Here is a 16,638-nt window from a genome sequence, read left to right on the forward strand (position 1 = left end):
CTCAGCTTGTCCCCTTTGCTAGTCGTGACAATAATTTGCCAAAGGTTGCAATTTACGGCGCTGGCGCTGCAGGCAATCAACTCGTCGCTGCTTTGCGCATTGGAAAGATGATGCGTCCAGTTGCATTTATTGATGATGACAGTGGTATTGCGGGTCGAGTTATTTCTGGACTGCAGGTTTACAAACCCAAACATATACAGCAAATGATTGATGAGACAGGAGTCAGCGAAATCCTCCTGGCTATTCCCTCTTCAAGCCGTGGGCGCCGTCGTGAAATCCTCAACGCTCTTGACGGCTTCGCCCTTCATGTGCGCAGTGTTCCAGGATTCATGGATTTAGCCAGTGGTCGGGTGAAAGTTGACGATATTCAAGAGGTTGATATTGCCGACTTACTTGGGCGTGATGCTGTTCCTGCACAAGAAAACCTTCTGAGGCGCTGTATTAGAGATTGCACGGTTCTTGTTACTGGAGCGGGAGGCTCTATCGGGTCTGAACTATGTCGTCAGATTTTACCACTACGTCCTACAACTTTGCTCTTGCTCGATCATAGTGAGTTTAATCTTTATAGTATTTTGTCAGAGCTTGAGAGCTATATCGAAAGAACTTCCTTGGCGGTTAAAGTGATTCCTATCTTGGGGTCGGTGCGTCATCATGAGAAATTGTTGGATGTAATGACTATTTGGGGAGTGGATACTGTATATCATGCTGCGGCCTATAAGCATGTTCCTATTGTCGAGCATAATATTACAGAAGGGATATTGAATAATGTGATAGGTACTCTTAATGCAGCAGAAGCTGCATTGCACGCCGGTGTGACGAATTTTGTACTCATATCTACGGATAAAGCAGTACGCCCTACTAATATTATGGGATGCAGCAAGCGCCTTGCTGAGTTGACCTTGCAAGCATTAAGCAAAGAGCCATCCCCCATTTTATTCAATGACGCTGGGGCAATATCGCGAATCAATAAAACCCGATTTACCATGGTCCGCTTTGGTAACGTATTAGGTTCTTCTGGTTCTGTAATTCCACTTTTCCATAAGCAGATAAAGTCTGGCGGGCCACTGACTGTAACCCATCCTAAGATCACTCGCTATTTCATGACTATTCCTGAGGCCGCACAGTTAGTTATTCAAGCAGGCTCAATGGGGTTGGGGGGAGATGTCTTTGTCTTGGACATGGGAGAGCCGGTGAAGATTGTCGAGCTCGCAGAAAAGATGATTCATCTTTCTGGCTTGAGTGTACGTTCAGAAAAGAATATTCATGGTGATATCGCCATTGAATTCACTGGTCTGCGTCCTGGCGAAAAGCTTTACGAAGAGTTACTGATTGGTGACAACGTATTAGGCACCGAGCACCCGATGATCATGAGCGCCAATGAGGAGCATCTATCTTGGGAGAACTTGAAGCTCACGCTCGAGGAGTTGCTCGCCGCTCTTGGTGAGGATGATTATGTGATGGTTCGTCAGCTACTCCGAGAAACGGTAAGCGGATATACCCCAGAGGGTGACATAGTCGATTGGATATACCAGCAGCGCCGAACCGATTCTTGAGTCTACACAACCAGTAACCCTATCACCTTTGACTTGCCCCCTGCATCACCTAGGTTTGGAAGGCAGCTTCGGAAAGCTGCTTTCCTTACTCGATGTCATGGAGCGTCACTATGCGTAACTCTTATTTTTCCTCGCTGATTTTTGCCTTTCTATCCAGCCTTTCGCTTGCAACTCAAGCGGCGCCTGTCGTCAAAGCGCAGGCTGTTGCTCCCGAGGCGGCAGAACAGGCAATACCTCAAGCCGGCAAAATCAACCTCAATACCGCCGATATGGCTGTCCTGCAGCGCGAACTTGTTGGAATTGGCGAGGCCAAGGCCAAGGCGATTGTCGCTTACCGTGAAGAGAACGGTCCTTTTGTCTCGGTGGATGAACTGCTGGAGGTCAAAGGTATCGGGAGGAGCATCATGGAGCGCAATCGAGACAAGCTCGTCGTCAATTGACCTGATCCAGTAGCAATTGAAGGCCGGTCACTGACCGGCCTTCTGCATTTCAGGACGGATTTGGAGCCAGACAGTAAATCTGTATCACTGGGATAGATTTTTTATGGTGTATCGAAAATATTATGAGTGTAATATTTTTCTTCTCCGGATGGCCCAATCGGAGGCGTTCATTACTTTGAAGTCTTGTCAGGAGCACAGCTATGAGTTCGGTTCGATCCCAAGGTACGGCGGTGGTTACCGGTGCGTCATCCGGTATCGGTGCGATTTACGCTGAACGGCTAGCGGCGCGGGGTTTTGATTTGCTACTGGTCGCCAGGGATGAAGGCCGTTTGCAGGCGGCTGCCGTAGCCCTCAGTGCTAGATATCAGGTTCAGGTTGAGGTGTTGAGGGCGGATCTGACGCTCAAGGATGATCTGTTGAAGGTAGAGCAACGCTTGCGTAAAGACCCGGGCATCAGCTTGCTGCTGAACAATGCGGGTGTGGCTGCCAACGGGCCTTTGGCTGGTGCCGATCTGGATCAGATGGAGCGCATGATCCAGCTCAATGTGTTGGCCTTGACTCGTCTGGCAGGGGCGGCGGCGACGAGTTTTTCCGCGGCTGGGCGTGGGGCTATCATCAACATCGCCTCGGTGGTGGCATTAATTCCGGAGCGCTTCAATGCGACCTACAGTGCCACCAAGGCTTACGTGCTCAGTCTGACTCAGTCGTTGCAGGCTGAGTTGAAAGGCAGTGGCGTTCAGGTCCAGGCAGTCTTGCCTGGGGTCACTCGTACCGAGATCTGGGAGCGTTCGGGCATGGATGCAACGGCCATCCCGCCAGAGATGGTGATGGAGGCGGCCGAGATGGTGGATGCGGCATTGAGCGGTTTCGATCAGGGAGAGTTGATCACTGTCCCTTCGCTCCCTGATCCAGCAGACTGGCAAGCACTGGTGGCCGCGCGGCTGGCTTTGGGTCCCAACCTTTCCAGGAACAGTGCCGCCGCGCGCTACAAGTAAAGAGGGGGGGGCTTGGGGCGGGTTGTATTATTCCCGCTCCTGGTTCTTCAGGCCCTCACTGACGACCTCCAGTATCCGTACCGCCAGCTCCTGACTTTCCACGCTGCGCGAGAGCATCAGCGCTCCCACCAGAGTCGACATGATCATCAGGCTGCGTTGCGCCTTATTTCCGCCCTCCAGGGCCGCTTCCACTTGGGCGAGCCTGGCATTGAGCACTGCATCGGTGGTGGGGCTGGGTTGGCCGCGCTGGCCGAGTTCCGAGCTCATGGTGGGTAGTGGGCAACCTTGATGAGCTGAGCTTCGGTGCCACTCGGAAAGGTAATTGTCGATAAATGCCTGCAGTGGCTGTTCTTGTGCGAACAGGGCTGCGCAGTGGGCGTCCAGGTCCTGCGCTGCTGCGCAAAGGGCTTTTTCTACCAGCTCATCCTTGGACTTGAAGTGTGAGTAGAAACCGCCATGGGTTAGACCCAGGGCCTTCATCAGGGGTTGTAAACCCGTTCCGCCTATTCCATCACGGCGAAAGCGTTCAGAAGCTTCTTTGATAATGCGTTGATGTGTCTGGGCTTTATGGTCTGCTGAATAACGCATTTGAGAAAACTCCACAACTAGAGCGCTATTTTAACCAAGGATCATCAGATCATGTCCCTACTTATCAGTGGGTTTTTTTGAGTTTTTACAGCTTTCCGACAGGCATGGCGGGTGTGGAAGGATTATCAAGAGTTGGCACGATAAGTGAATAAAGTTTGATCACAAATTGTTGAACAATCTCGAGGTGTTTACATGAGCAGCGGTTTATCCCTGGCAGACCAGATTAGGGTGGAACTGCGTGCGGACATTATCGGTGGTCGTCTGTTGCCTGGCATGCCGTTGGTGGAGAGTGAGTTGGTCAACACCTACAACGCTTCGCGCAACACCATACGTGAGGCCTTGCACCGCTTGGGCCAGGAGGGGCTGACCCACTATGTCCGTCATAAAGGCGTGGTGGTCCGACGCCTGGGCGGTGATGAGGTCAGGGATCTATTCCGAGTGCGTCGGACTCTGGAGTTACAGGCGATAGCCAGCGCAAGGCCGCTGAGTGAGTGCCAAACCGATCGCATGCTAGATGCCATCGAGGCCGCCGAACTGGCCAGGGAGCGCGAGGATTGGCGTGCTGTCGGTACCCATGGTTTGCGCTTTCATCAGCAGGTGGTGGGGCTACTGGATTCCCCCCTGTTCGATGAGTTTTTCACCAATGTAGTGGCGCAATTGCGCCTGGTGTTTTGCGCCGCGCCGGATGAAGCGTTGTTCCAGGCGCCCTGGCTGGTTCGTGACCGGCAGATTCACGAATGGCTGGTGGAGGGTGACAAGGCCCGCGCCGGCGAGGCAATGGAGGCATACCTGGACGACTCCGAGCGCCTGCTGCTGAACATGTTTAGCCAATCCTTCCGTCACTGAGTGAGGGCGATACCCATGTACAAAGACTATCCAGCGGCTTATCAGGTCAGCAAAGGTTCGGCGCTGCAGGTGGATACGGCCTTTTATGAGCGTATCCGTGATAACCGGGCACAACGCACGCTGATCGAGCAGTTCGAGGTGCCGATTCGTACTGGCCGGGCCTGGAAGGTGCCCGCCGGTCACGTGTTTCGAGTGACCACACCGCAAGGCCCGCAAGTGGGTGACTTCAACGTCTGGAATGCCAATGACCCGCGGGAACGCCTATGGGCCGCACGTACCCGGCAACTCCAGGGTGCCCATGTCAGCACCCATGATCGGCTCTGGTCGAACCTGCCCTTCTTGCGGCCGCTGGTCACGATCACCGATGACAGCCTGGCGAATTACGGAATCGACGAGCATGGCGGGCGCCTGCATGATTTATTGGGCACCCGTTGTGATCCCTATGTGAATCGAATGCTCACAGGCGAGGATTTTCATCATCACTGTCATTCCAATTTGACGCGGGCGGTCCTGCCCCATGGCCTCACCGAGTTTGACGTGCATGACGTATTGAATATCTTCCAGTGCACAGGCCTTAATCACGACGACATGTATTTCATGAAGGCCTGTCCGGCGCAGAAGGGTGATTATCTGGAGTTCTTTGCCGAAATCGACCTGCTGTGTGCACTGTCGACCTGCCCGGGGGGCGATCTGTCCTTGCCGATGTGGGGCCCCGAGGCCCAGGACCCCTTGAGTGTTTGCCGCCCACTGGGGGTGGAAATCTATCGTCTCGAAGAGTCACTGCTCGAGGGCTGGAGCCAGCCGGAACGGGCGGCCTACAAAGGTCAGCACGGCTTGCACATCGCCAAGGCCGAATGGGAGAAGTAGAGCCTTGAACAGCCCCTTCAGCGTTGGACGAAGGGGCTGGCGGGATTAACGATCCTGCGCTTCCTTGGCATCCATTTCCGCGTTGCGTTCGGCTACGCGTTTACGTTGCTCATCAGTCAGTTCGACCTTGTTGGCGGTGTCGCGCAGCATCATCAAACCGCCGACGATCGAACCGATAGCAACCACCAGAATCAACCAGGCATACCAGGGCATAGGGCTCTCCTTGAACGGCAGTTTCCCGAGGACGAAGGTTCGCCCTCGGGACTGCCTGTAATGCTTTGAGTTAAAGCGTTTCGCACTGGTTCCATTGTATGCCCGATTGTCCCGGTCAGTAGCGCTCGATGCTTACAAACCGGTGAGCATGGCATCTGCCGGGGCATTGGCCCGCAGCTGTGCGGTGAGCTGGAAGTAAATGAAACCCAGCAACATGAAGCCGAGGAAGATCAGGCCAATCAGCGCGTTGAACCAGGCCATGGCCACCAGACACACCAGCGCCAGGACCAGTGCGATGGCGGGTACCAGCGGATAACCCGGTGCGCGGAAGCTGCGTGGCAGGTCCGGTTCGGCCCGGCGCAGTTTGAACAGGCTGAGCATGCTCATGATGTACATCACGATGGCGCCGAATACCGCCATGGTAATCATTGCGGCGGTCAGGGTCATGCCGCCCAGGTTGATCAGGCCGTCGCTGTAGATCGCGGCGATACCGATCAGGCCGCCGGCGATGATCGCCCGGTGCGGCGTCTGGAAACGTGACAGCCTGGCCAGGGATGCAGGCAGATAGCCGGCACGGGCCAGGGCAAAAAACTGCCGCGAGTAACCGAGGATGATGCCGTGGAAGCTGGCCACGAGGCCAAACAGGCCGATCCATACCAGCATGTGCAGCCAGCCGGAACTGTCACCCACCACGGCTTTCATCGCCTGGGGCAGCGGGTCGTTGATATTTGACAGGGTGCGCCAGTCACCTACGCCGCCCGCGAAGAACATCACTCCCATGGCCAGCAGTACCAGGGTCAGGATGCCGCTGATGTAGGCCTTGGGAATGGTGCGTTTGGGGTCCTTGGCTTCTTCGGCGGCCATGGCCGCTCCCTCGATGGCCAGGAAGAACCAGATGGCGAAGGGGATGGCGGCGAACATCCCGGCAATCGCCGGGGCACCGAAGGTGTCGGCTCCGGCCCAGCCATTGAGGGCGAAGTTGCTGAAGCTGAAGGCCGGTGCTACCACGCCCATGAATACCAGTAGCTCTGCCACCGCCAGTACGCAGACCACCAGTTCGAAGGTGGCCGCCAGTTTCACCCCGAGAATGTTCAGGCCCATGAAGACGAGGTAGGCACCCACCGCGGCATGCTTGGGGTCCAGCGCCGGATACTGCACATTCAGGTAGGCGCCAATGGCCAGGGCAATGGCCGGTGGCGCAAAGACGAATTCGATCAGGGTGGCCAAGCCGGCAATCAAGCCGCCTTTCTCACCAAAGGCGCGCCGGCTGTAGGCAAAGGGGCCTCCGGCATGGGGAATGGCCGTGGTCAGCTCGGTGAAACTGAATATAAAGCAGGTATACATGGTGGCGACCAGTAAAGAGGTCACTAGGAATCCAAGGGTGCCGGCTACGCCCCAGCCATAGCTCCAGCCGAAGTACTCCCCGGAAATCACCAGGCCGACTGCAATACCCCATAAATGCAGCGTGCCCAAAGTGGGCTTGAGTTGTGTGTTCATCGGTTGCTCCCTGAACGGTTGGAAGTGCTCGGGACTGGCCCGTGCAGCGCCCATGCCAGTCTCGCGGCGACCGTCGTAAAGCCGGGAAAGCTGTCGTATCGAGGATGTTTCCCAGATTTTTGTCGTCGATCGATATCAGTCTGGTGCATCTCGGTGCCTCCCATTGGGGCAAGGGAGCATTCGTGCAACCGGTGCCGTTCTCCAACCACCTGGGTAAACGCCGCATAAAGCCAGTCTTTACGCTTTCTTTATGGGTCGCCCACCCCGTCGATCTCGTTCCTTTACAGGCACCCTGCGGACAATGGCTGCATTCGCGGCGATCGCCGTACCTCGGAGACATTCCATGACCATTCTGGACGCGGTGTCACTGCTACTGGCAGTGGGCCTGTTCGTTTATCTACTGGTTGCGCTGCTGCGCGCGGATCGGAACTAGGAGCTGCGGTTATGCACAGTTATGACTATTGGCTGCTCCTCGCTTTCTTTGCCCTGGTGCTGTTGCCCGCGCCTTGGCTGGGGCGTTTCTACTACAAAGTCATGGAAGGCCAGCGCACCTGGCTGACCCCGGTCCTGGGGCCGGTGGAGCGTGTGTGCTACCGAATTTCCGGGGTCGACTCACGAGACGAGCAGAGCTGGCAGAAATACACTTTGGCCTTGCTGGCCTTCAACCTGGCGGGTTTTGTCCTGCTGTTTGCCATTCTGCTGTTCCAGGATCATCTGCCGCTCAACCCGCAGAATCTTCCGGGACAGGAATGGACCCTGGCGTTCAACACCGCGGTCAGTTTCATGACCAACACCAACTGGCAGTCCTACAGTGGCGAGGCCTCCCTGAGCTACCTCAGCCAGATGGTCGGCCTCACCGTACAGAACTTCGTCAGCGCTGCTACCGGGCTGACGGTGCTGGTTGCCTTGTGCCGCGGCATTGGCCGGCGTTCGGTGCGCACCCTGGGTAACTTCTGGGTCGACATGACCCGCGCGACCCTCTATGGCTTGCTGCCGCTGTGTCTGCTGCTGGCGCTGTTCCTGGTCTGGCAGGGCGTACCCCAGACCTTTGCCCACTACGTGGATGCCCTGACCCTGCAAGGCAACGACCAGGTGATTCCCCTGGGCCCGGCGGCGAGCCAGATCGCCATCAAGCAGTTGGGCACCAACGGCGGTGGCTTCTTCGGTGTCAACTCGGCTCACCCGTTCGAGAACCCCAGCGCCTGGAGCAATCTGTTCGAGCTGGTGTCGATCATCCTGATTCCCGTGGCCCTGGTGTTTACTTTCGGCCACTACGTCAAGGATCTGCGCCAGAGCCGCGCCATCATCGCCTGCATGTTTGCCCTGTTCCTGATTGGCGGCGCCACCTCGTTGTGGGCGGAGTATCAACCCAACCCGGTGCTGCAGAATGCTGCGGTGGAGCAGACGGCCCCCCTGGAAGGCAAGGAAGCGCGCTTCGGCACTACCGCCACGGTGCTCTGGTCGGTGACCACCACGGCCGCCTCCAACGGTTCGGTGAACGGCATGCATGACAGCCTGAACCCTCTGAGCGGCATGGTGGCGCTGATCAACATGATGGTGGGTGAGGTGATCTTCGGCGGGGTTGGCGCTGGCCTCTACGGCATGCTGCTGAACGTGTTGATCGCGGTATTCCTGGCCGGGCTGATGATTGGCCGCACCCCGGAGTACCTGGGCAAGAAGCTTCAGGCCAAGGAAGTGCAATTGCTGGTAGTGACCCTGATGGTGATGCCCATTGGCGTTCTCGTTCTCGGTGCCCTGGCCGCCAGCCTGCCTGGCCCGGCCGGCGCCATCAGCAATCCTGGACCCCACGGTTTCAGCCAGTTGCTGTACGCCTACACCTCGGCCAGCGCCAACAACGGTTCGGCCTTTGGCGGCTTCAGTGCCAACACCCCCTTCCATAACCTGATGCTGGGCCTGGGCATGCTGATCGGACGTTTCGGCTACATCCTGCCGGTGCTGGCCCTGGCTGGCAGCCTGGGGCTGAAGAAAACCGCCCCCATCGGCCAGAACAGCTTCCCTACCCACGGCCCGTTGTTCGTGGCCTTGCTGACCGTGACCATTTTGCTGGTGGGCGGCCTGACCTTCCTGCCGACCCTGGCGTTGGGCCCAATCGCTGAACACTTGAGCATGGGCTTCTGAGGACCTGATGATGAATATGCATGTTCCTGCCTCGAACAAGGCTGTTGATGCGGCCGCCAAGGCCAAGCGCACCCAGGCCGAATCTTCGAGCACCGCGATCTCTGCCCTGTGGCGCCCGGCGCTGATTCAGGCCTTCGTCAAGCTCGACCCTCGCCAGTTGCAACGTTCGCCGGTGATGTTGGTGGTGGAGTTGACGGCGATCCTGACCACCGTGCTGTGTTTCGTGCCGGATACCTCGGTTCCGACATTCGTCGCGGCACAGATTGCCCTCTGGCTTTGGTTCACCGTGCTCTTCGCCAACTTTGCCGAAGCCCTGGCAGAGGGCCGTGGCAAGGCCCGGGCCGACAGCCTCAAGGCCGGCAGCGAGGGCTTGAGTGCTCGCCGTCGCACCAGCGAGGGCACCTATCAGGTGGTGCCGGCGATCAATCTGCGCAAAGGCGATGTAGTGCGGGTTGAAGCCGGGGAAATGATCCCGGGAGACGGCGAGGTGATCGAGGGCATCGCTGCGGTCAACGAGGCGGCGATCACCGGTGAGTCGGCGCCGGTGATCCGCGAGTCCGGTGGCGATCGCTCAGCGGTGACTGGCAACACCCGGTTGGTCTCCGACTGGCTTCTGGTGCGCATCACCAGCAATCCCGGCGAGTCGACCCTGGATCGCATGATCGCCCTGGTGGAAGGCGCCAAGAGGCAGAAGACGCCGAATGAAGTGGCACTGGACATCCTGTTGATCGGCCTGACCCTGATCTTCCTGCTGGTGGTGGTGACCCTGCAGCCCTTCGCCCACTTCGCCAATGGCAGCCTGCCGCTGGTGTTCCTGGTGGCGTTATTGGTCACCCTGATTCCCACCACCATCGGCGGTCTGCTATCGGCCATCGGCATTGCCGGGATGGATCGCCTGGTACGCCTCAATGTGATCGCCAAATCCGGGCGTGCAGTGGAGGCAGCAGGGGACGTGCACGTGTTGTTGCTGGACAAGACCGGCACCATCACCTTCGGCAACCGTCGTTGCAGCGCCATTCATCCGGCTCCCGGCGTGAACGCACGAGAACTGGCCGAAGCGGCATTGCTGGCTTCCCTGGCGGACGACACCGCCGAAGGTAAATCCATCGTCGAATACCTGCGTGAACTTTATCCACAGCCTGAACCGGCCAGTGAAGTCTTGACCGCCGTGCCATTCAGTGCGGAAACCCGCCTGTCCGGCGTCGATTACCAGGGCCGGATCTATCGCAAGGGCGCGGTGGATTCGGTGTTGAACTTTGTTGGCCTCAAACGCAGCGACCTGGCGCCGGCCCTGTCCCGGGAAATCGACAAGATCGCCCAGAGCGGCGGTACTCCACTGCTGGTCTGCGGCGAAGGCCGGATGCTCGGCGCCATTCACCTCAAGGACGTGGTCAAGCCCGGCATTCGTGAGCGTTTCGCCGAGTTGCGCAAGCTGGGCATTCGTACCGTCATGGTGACCGGCGACAATCCGCTGACCGCTGCCGCCATCGCTGCCGAAGCCGGGGTCGACGATGTACTGGCCGAAGCCACGCCGGAAAAGAAACTGGCGCGCATCCGTCACGAGCAGAACGACGGGCGCCTGGTGGCCATGTGCGGCGACGGCGCCAACGACGCCCCGGCACTGGCCCAGGCCGATGTCGGCATGGCGATGAACGACGGCACCCAGGCGGCCCGCGAGGCGGCCAACATGGTCGACCTGGACAGTGATCCGACCAAGCTGCTGGACGTGGTGCAGATCGGCAAGGAGCTGTTGGTGACCCGTGGCGCCCTGACCACTTTTTCCATCGCCAACGACGTCGCCAAGTACTTCGCCATTCTGCCGGCGCTGTTCGCGGCGATTTATCCACAGCTGGGTGTGCTCAACATCATGCACCTGACCAGTCCGCAGAGCGCGATTCTCTCGGCGATCGTATTCAACGCCCTGATCATCGTGGTGCTGATCCCCCTGGCGTTGCGCGGAGTCAGGGTCCAGGCCGCCAGTGCCGCCCACCTGCTGCGGCGCAACCTGCTGATCTACGGCGTGGGCGGGATAGTGGTGCCCTTTGTCGGGATCAAGCTGATCGACATGCTGCTGACCGCCTTGCACCTGGTGTGACTCGCCTGCGGTACTAATGAATCGAGGATTGAGAAATGACTAGCGTATTGCGTCCGGCCTTGAGCCTGATTGTGTTGATGACTCTGATTACTGGCGTGGCTTATCCACTGGTAGTCACCGGCGTGGCCCAAGTGGCATTTCCGGACCAGGCCAATGGCAGTCTGGTGCGTGATGCCCAGGGCAAGGTGCGTGGTTCGGCCCTGATCGCCCAGGATTTTGTCGGTGATGCCTGGTTTCATCCACGCCCATCGGCGGGAGCCTTTGCCACGGTGTCCAGTGGCGCGAGCAACCTGGCGCCGAGCAATCCGGCCCTGGCCACGCGGGTGATCGATGATGCCCAAAAGCTCCAGGTGCCAGGTCAAGGGCCGGTGCCACTGGCCTTGCTGACCACCTCCGGCAGTGGCCTTGATCCGCACTTGCCACCCAAGGCAATTGACTATCAACTGGCGCGGGTCGCGGCGGCGCGCAATCTGCCGGCGGCCAAGCTAGCGGCGCTGGTGCAGGCACATACCGAGCGGCCGCTGGTGGGGCCGCCGGTGGTCAATGTACTGGCCCTGAATCAAGCCCTGGAAAATCTGTAGCCGCTGTCGTTGGTGTGGGTGACAGCGTCTAGAGTGCGGATTGAACTGAATGTTTTGTTGCAGAGAGATAACCCATGAGTGATTCCGGCCGCGCCGACGCGCTGCTCGCTGATCTGCCCCGGGATGGCCGCGGCCGGCTCAAGGTCTTTCTTGGCGCCGCTCCCGGCGTCGGCAAGACCTACGCGATGCTCCAGGCCGCCCACACGCAAGTGCGCCAAGGGGTCAAAGTGCTTGCCGGGGTGGTGGAAACCCATGGTCGTGCCGAAACCGAAGCGCTGCTCAGCGGCTTGCCGCAGCAGCCCCTGGTGCGCTCGGAATACCGCGGGGTGGTGCTCGAAGAGATGGACCTGGACGGCCTGTTGAAGGCCCGGCCCAAGCTGGTACTGGTGGACGAACTGGCCCACAGCAATGCTCCGGGCAGCCGGCATGCCAAGCGCTGGCAGGATATCCAGGAGCTGCTGGCGGCGGGTATCGACGTGTTCACCACGGTCAATGTCCAGCACCTGGAGAGCCTCAACGATCAGGTGCGTGGCATCACCGGAGTCCAGGTCCGCGAGACGCTGCCCGACTGGGTGCTGCAGGAAGCCTATGAATTGCTGCTGGTGGACCTGCCGCCGCGGGAGTTGCTGGAGCGCCTGCGGGACGGCAAGGTCTATGTACCGGAGCAGGCGCGGGCGGCCATCGACGCCTTTTTCACCCAGACCAATCTCACCGCGCTGCGGGAGTTGGCGATGCAGACCGCTGCGGCTCAGGTGGATAACGACCTGGCCCTGGGCTATCGCCAGTTGGGGCAAGCGGCCCCGGCGGTGCGTGGACGTTTGCTGGTGGGTATTGACGGCGATGCCCAGGCCGAGCGCCTGGTGCGGCATGCCAGTCGTGTGGCCCAGCGTCGGCATCTGCCCTGGAGCCTGGTGCATGTGGACAACGGTCGGCTGCGGGACGAGCAATCGCGTCTGCGCTTGCAGGCGGCGCAGCAACTGGCGGAGCGCTTGGGAGGGGAGGTGGTCCTGCTGCGGGCTGGCGAGGTGGCCAAAACCCTGATCCAGCACGCCAGCGAACGCCGCGCCAGTTTGTTGCTGGTGGGGCAATCCAGCCGTCGCTGGCGTCGGCGCTGGTTTGGTGGCGGCCTGGCGGCGCGTCTCTTGCGTAATGCCGACGGCCTGGAAATCAATGTCCTGGACAGCGAGCCGCAACCCCATCTGCCGGGTTTGCGGGCCAAGCACTCGCTGCTGTGGTTCGACTATGCCCTGGCGCTGTTGGCGACCGTGTTGGCCAGTGCCCTGGCCTGGGGGGTGGCCAGTGTCCTGCCGTTGCCGAACATCTCCCTGGTGTTTCTTGCCGCGGTGTTGCTGGTGGCCGTGCGCAGCAGCCTGGGGCCGGCCCTGGCCTGCGCGGCGCTGTCGTTCCTGAGCTATGACTTTCTGTTTATCCCGCCGAGTTTCTCCTTTGCCATCCAGCGTGAAGAGGATGTGCTGACCCTGCTGTTTTTCCTGCTCATGGCCGCGCTCACCGGCAACCTCGCGGCGCGCCAGAGGCGGCAGTTGCAGGCCTTGCGCGAGACTCAGGAGGAAACCGGTGAGCTGTTGGACCTGTCGCGCAAGCTCACCGCTGCCACTGACCGGCAAGCGGTAATCAGTGCTGCAGCTCAGCACCTGAATGGGCGTGACGAGTTGCGTATCTGCCTGCTCAATCGCGACGGGCAAGGCGGCTGGAAAGTCGAAACCGGTGGCTCGCCACAATTCTCCGAGGCTGAACGTGCGGCGGCCGATTGGGCCTGGCAGCACGATCAGCCTGCGGGGCTGGGGACCGGGACCTTGCCCTTCGGGCGCTGGTGGTGGTGGCCGTTGTCGGTGGACGACGGCCCCTTGGGTTTGTTGGGTGTCTGTCCCAGGGAAGGCGAAGAATTCAGTGGCCAGCGGCGCCGCTTGCTCACCGCTCTCAGCCAGCCCCTGGCCCAGGCGCTGGCCCGGGCGCGCCTGGCGGAGGATCTGGAGGCGGCGCGACTGCACGGTGAAACCGAACAGTTACGCAGTGCCTTGCTGGCCTCGGTGTCCCACGATCTGCGCACACCGCTGACCTCGATGCGCGGCAGCATCGACAGCCTGCTGGCGCTGGGGGAGGCGATTCCCCTGGAAGACCGGCGTGAACTCCTGGAAGGCACGCGTGATGAGGCCGAGCGCCTGGATCGCTACATCCAGAACCTGCTGGACATGACCCGGCTCGGCCATGGTGCGTTGAAACTGGCGCGCGACTGGGTCGCGCCGGGGGACATAGTCGGCAGTGCCCTGAACCGTCTGCGTGCGGTGCTGGCGCCGCTGCAGGTGAGCACTGAATTGCCACCGGACCTGCCGTTGCTCCATGTGCATGCCGCCCTGATCGAGCAGGCACTGGTCAATGTCCTGGAGAACGCAGCGCGCTTTTCGCCAAACCAGGGACACCTGCAACTCAAGGTCAGTGCCGATGAGCACGAATTGAGCTTTGCCGTCAGCGATGAGGGCCCGGGGATTCCCGAGGATGAGCGGGCGAAGATCTTCGACATGTTCTACACCGCCGCCCGTGGTGATCGGGGAGGGCAAGGAACGGGACTGGGGCTGGCGATCTGCCAGGGCATGGTTGGTGCCCACGGCGGGCATATCAGTGTCGCTGACGGCATTGACGGCCATGGCACCTGCATCACCTTGCACTTGCCATTGCAAACCCAGCCGGAACTTGAGCAGGATCTGTGAATACCTGTAGAACGCAGTCACGCCTCGCAACGCAAGCGCTACCCGGATTGCCGGGGCAGCCTTGCGCTACTCTTTTGCCTCTTACTTGTCTTGAATTGAACCCATGAGCCAGACCGCGACCATCCTGGTCATCGACGACGAGCCGCAGATCCGCAAGTTCCTGCGCATCAGCTTGGCGTCCCAAGGATACAAAGTGATTGAAGCCGGTACCGGCACCGAGGGCCTGGCCCAGGCGGCGCTGAACAAGCCCGACTTGCTGGTGCTCGACCTGGGGCTGCCGGACATGGATGGCCAGCAGGTACTGCGCGAGTTTCGCGAGTGGTCGACGGTACCGGTGCTGGTGCTCTCGGTACGTGCCAGTGAGGTGCAGAAGGTCGAAGCCCTGGACGGTGGCGCCAATGATTACGTGACCAAGCCTTTCGGCATCCAGGAGTTCCTGGCACGCATTCGCGCCCTGTTGCGCCAGGCCCCGGCGGGGGAGGTGCAGGAAGCGGCGTTGCAGCTGGGGCCGCTGACGGTGGACCTGGCCTACCGTCGGGTACTGCTGGACGACCAGGAAGTGGCCTTGACGCGCAAGGAGTACGCCGTGCTGGCGCAACTGGCACGACACCCCGGGCGGGTGATCACCCAGCAGCAGCTGCTCAAGGACATCTGGGGGCCGACCCACACCGAGGACAGCCATTACCTGCGGATCGTGGTCGGGCATTTGCGCCAGAAACTGGCGGATGATCCGACCCAGCCACGGTTCATCGTCACCGAGGCGGGGGTTGGCTACCGTCTTTTGGGGGGCGACTCCTGAGCCTCGGGGCCCGGAATGTCAGGGCTTGCTACTGTTCCTGTTCGTAGCGGTCCAGGGTGTCGCTGGCGATTTCCCGACCCAGGGCGATCAGCTCCGGGGCCTTGTAGAACTCGAAGAACCGGCACACGCGCTTCGGCACGTTGATCAATATGTCCGGTGGGTAGCCGGCGATCTTGTACTGGGCCAGGGACGTCTGCATGACCTCGAAGCTCTGGTTCACCAGATCCAGTAGCGAGGCCGGACCGACGTTGTCGATGATGAACGAACCGCTGGCGGACTTGGGTGCACCGTCGGTTTCTGGCGCAGCAGCCGGTTGCTGGGATTCCGGTTCGGCACCCTCGACCCAGGGATTGATCTCGGCGGCTTCGCTCTTGAAGGCTTCCTGTTCCAGCAACAACAGTTGCTCGGCCTGTTTGCGCCGGAACGGCAAGTGCGAACCCAGGGAGTTGATCAGGCTGTCGAAGCGGCTCTTGAACGCCGGTGGGCGCTGGATCACCGGCAACTGATAATGGCGCTGGTTGGTGGAGTTGAGGTTGACCGCGATGATCAGGTCGCAATGGCTGGAGACCACTGGCACGATCGGCAGTGGGTTGAGCAGACCGCCGTCCACCAGCATGCGATTGCCCTGCATCACCGGGGTGAACAGGCTGGGGATGGCTGCGGACGCGCGCATGGCTTGATGCAGGCAGCCTTCCTGGAACCAGATTTCCTGTTGGTTGGTCAGGTCGGTGGCTACCGCAGTGTAGGGAATGCGCAGGTCTTCGATATTCACCTCACCGACGATCTTGCGGATCTGACCGAAGACTTTCTCGCCGCGAATCGCCCCCAGGCGGAAACTCACGTCCACCAGGCGCAGTACATCGAGGTAGTCCAGGCTTTCGATCCACTCCCGATACTCGGCGAGCTTGCCGGCGGCGTAGATGCCGCCCACCACGGCGCCCATGGAGCAACCGGCGATGCAGGCGATGTCATACCCGCGTCTTTCGATCTCCTCGATGACCCCGATATGGGCGTACCCGCGAGCGCCTCCCGAGCCGAGGACCAATGCGACACGTTTGTTCATGATTCGTCCTTTCGCCAAACAGGTTGCAACAATGCACCCATAGCGCCCCGGGGTTCAATTACTGATGCAAGGCAGCACCTCTCCGGTGTTTTTTCCTAGGGGGGCTCGGGCCGCGCGGCTATGCTACTGCGGCTATATTTTCCAAGGGGTGAGTCAGGCACTTTTTTACGCTGTGATCGTCTTAACCTGTACGACTGTTTTCTTTTCTTGAGGTGTCATTGATGAAAGCCTGGATC

Annotated in this window: 15 protein-coding genes; 11 read left to right on the top strand and 4 right to left on the bottom strand. The window is 59.9% G+C overall.

Annotated features, from left to right (window positions below; all coding sequences use genetic code 11):
* The 3 genes from BLX41_RS24940 to BLX41_RS24950 all read left to right on the top strand — a co-directional run.
* A partial coding sequence (locus BLX41_RS24940; RefSeq protein WP_185073767.1) for a polysaccharide biosynthesis protein occupies positions 1-1,553 on the top strand: 1,553 nt, incomplete at its 5' end.
* 110 nt (positions 1,554-1,663) lie between these two features.
* The gene (locus tag BLX41_RS24945; protein WP_123727026.1) at positions 1,664-1,993 is read left to right on the top strand and encodes a ComEA family DNA-binding protein; all 330 of its coding nucleotides are present in this window, start codon (positions 1,664-1,666) and stop codon (positions 1,991-1,993) included.
* Positions 1,994-2,193: 200 nt separating this feature from the next.
* Positions 2,194-2,988 carry an SDR family NAD(P)-dependent oxidoreductase gene (locus BLX41_RS24950; protein WP_123727027.1) on the top strand — a complete coding sequence of 265 codons (795 nt, stop codon included), beginning with the start codon at positions 2,194-2,196 and terminating at the stop codon, positions 2,986-2,988.
* A gap of 27 nt (positions 2,989-3,015) precedes the next feature.
* Here BLX41_RS24950 and BLX41_RS24955 read toward each other — a convergent pair whose 3' ends face one another.
* On the bottom strand, positions 3,016-3,576 hold the full coding sequence (locus BLX41_RS24955; protein ID WP_123727028.1) for a TetR/AcrR family transcriptional regulator: 561 nt from the start codon (positions 3,574-3,576) through the stop codon (positions 3,016-3,018).
* Positions 3,577-3,768: 192 nt separating this feature from the next.
* On the opposite strand from BLX41_RS24955, the gene BLX41_RS24960 reads away from it, so the two are divergent.
* Positions 3,769-4,422, top strand: coding sequence for a GntR family transcriptional regulator (locus BLX41_RS24960; protein ID WP_123727029.1), 654 nt, complete (start codon positions 3,769-3,771; stop codon positions 4,420-4,422).
* 15 nt (positions 4,423-4,437) lie between these two features.
* Complete coding sequence (locus BLX41_RS24965; protein ID WP_123727030.1) at positions 4,438-5,289, top strand: urea carboxylase-associated family protein; 852 nt, start codon at positions 4,438-4,440, stop codon at positions 5,287-5,289.
* 45 nt (positions 5,290-5,334) lie between these two features.
* On the opposite strand, the gene BLX41_RS24970 is transcribed toward BLX41_RS24965, so the two are convergent.
* Both BLX41_RS24970 and eat read right to left on the bottom strand, forming a co-directional pair.
* Positions 5,335-5,502, bottom strand: coding sequence for a DUF2897 family protein (locus BLX41_RS24970; protein ID WP_007943594.1), 168 nt, complete (start codon positions 5,500-5,502; stop codon positions 5,335-5,337).
* A gap of 132 nt (positions 5,503-5,634) precedes the next feature.
* Positions 5,635-6,999 carry an ethanolamine permease gene (gene eat / locus BLX41_RS24975; protein WP_123727031.1) on the bottom strand — a complete coding sequence of 455 codons (1,365 nt, stop codon included), beginning with the start codon at positions 6,997-6,999 and terminating at the stop codon, positions 5,635-5,637.
* Between the two features lie 343 nt (positions 7,000-7,342).
* On the opposite strand from eat, the gene kdpF reads away from it, so the two are divergent.
* The 6 genes from kdpF to BLX41_RS25005 all read left to right on the top strand — a co-directional run bounded on the left by kdpF (position 7,343) and on the right by BLX41_RS25005 (position 15,339).
* A complete protein-coding gene (gene kdpF, locus BLX41_RS24980) occupies positions 7,343-7,432 on the top strand; it encodes a K(+)-transporting ATPase subunit F (RefSeq protein ID WP_123727032.1) in 90 nt (29 codons plus the stop codon).
* Between the two features lie 11 nt (positions 7,433-7,443).
* Positions 7,444-9,138 (top strand): potassium-transporting ATPase subunit KdpA, encoded by a 1,695-nt coding sequence (gene kdpA / locus BLX41_RS24985; RefSeq protein WP_123727033.1) that lies wholly within the window; start codon positions 7,444-7,446, stop codon positions 9,136-9,138.
* A 16-nt stretch (positions 9,139-9,154) separates the two neighbouring features.
* On the top strand, positions 9,155-11,233 hold the full coding sequence (kdpB, locus tag BLX41_RS24990) for a potassium-transporting ATPase subunit KdpB (RefSeq protein ID WP_185073785.1): 2,079 nt from the start codon (positions 9,155-9,157) through the stop codon (positions 11,231-11,233).
* Between the two features lie 35 nt (positions 11,234-11,268).
* The gene (kdpC, locus tag BLX41_RS24995) at positions 11,269-11,814 is read left to right on the top strand and encodes a potassium-transporting ATPase subunit KdpC (protein WP_123727034.1); all 546 of its coding nucleotides are present in this window, start codon (positions 11,269-11,271) and stop codon (positions 11,812-11,814) included.
* Positions 11,815-11,888: 74 nt separating this feature from the next.
* Complete coding sequence (locus tag BLX41_RS25000; RefSeq protein ID WP_123727035.1) at positions 11,889-14,540, top strand: sensor histidine kinase; 2,652 nt, start codon at positions 11,889-11,891, stop codon at positions 14,538-14,540.
* Between the two features lie 103 nt (positions 14,541-14,643).
* Entirely contained in the window at positions 14,644-15,339 is a 696-nt protein-coding gene (locus BLX41_RS25005; RefSeq protein ID WP_123727036.1) for a response regulator, read from the top strand.
* Between the two features lie 28 nt (positions 15,340-15,367).
* Here BLX41_RS25005 and BLX41_RS25010 read toward each other — a convergent pair whose 3' ends face one another.
* A complete protein-coding gene (locus BLX41_RS25010; protein ID WP_123727037.1) occupies positions 15,368-16,402 on the bottom strand; it encodes a patatin-like phospholipase family protein in 1,035 nt (344 codons plus the stop codon).
* Positions 16,403-16,638 lie beyond the last annotated feature (236 nt).

The sequence above is a fragment of the Pseudomonas protegens genome (assembly GCF_003732485.1).
In the GTDB taxonomy this organism is placed as follows: domain Bacteria; phylum Pseudomonadota; class Gammaproteobacteria; order Pseudomonadales; family Pseudomonadaceae; genus Aquipseudomonas; species Aquipseudomonas protegens_B.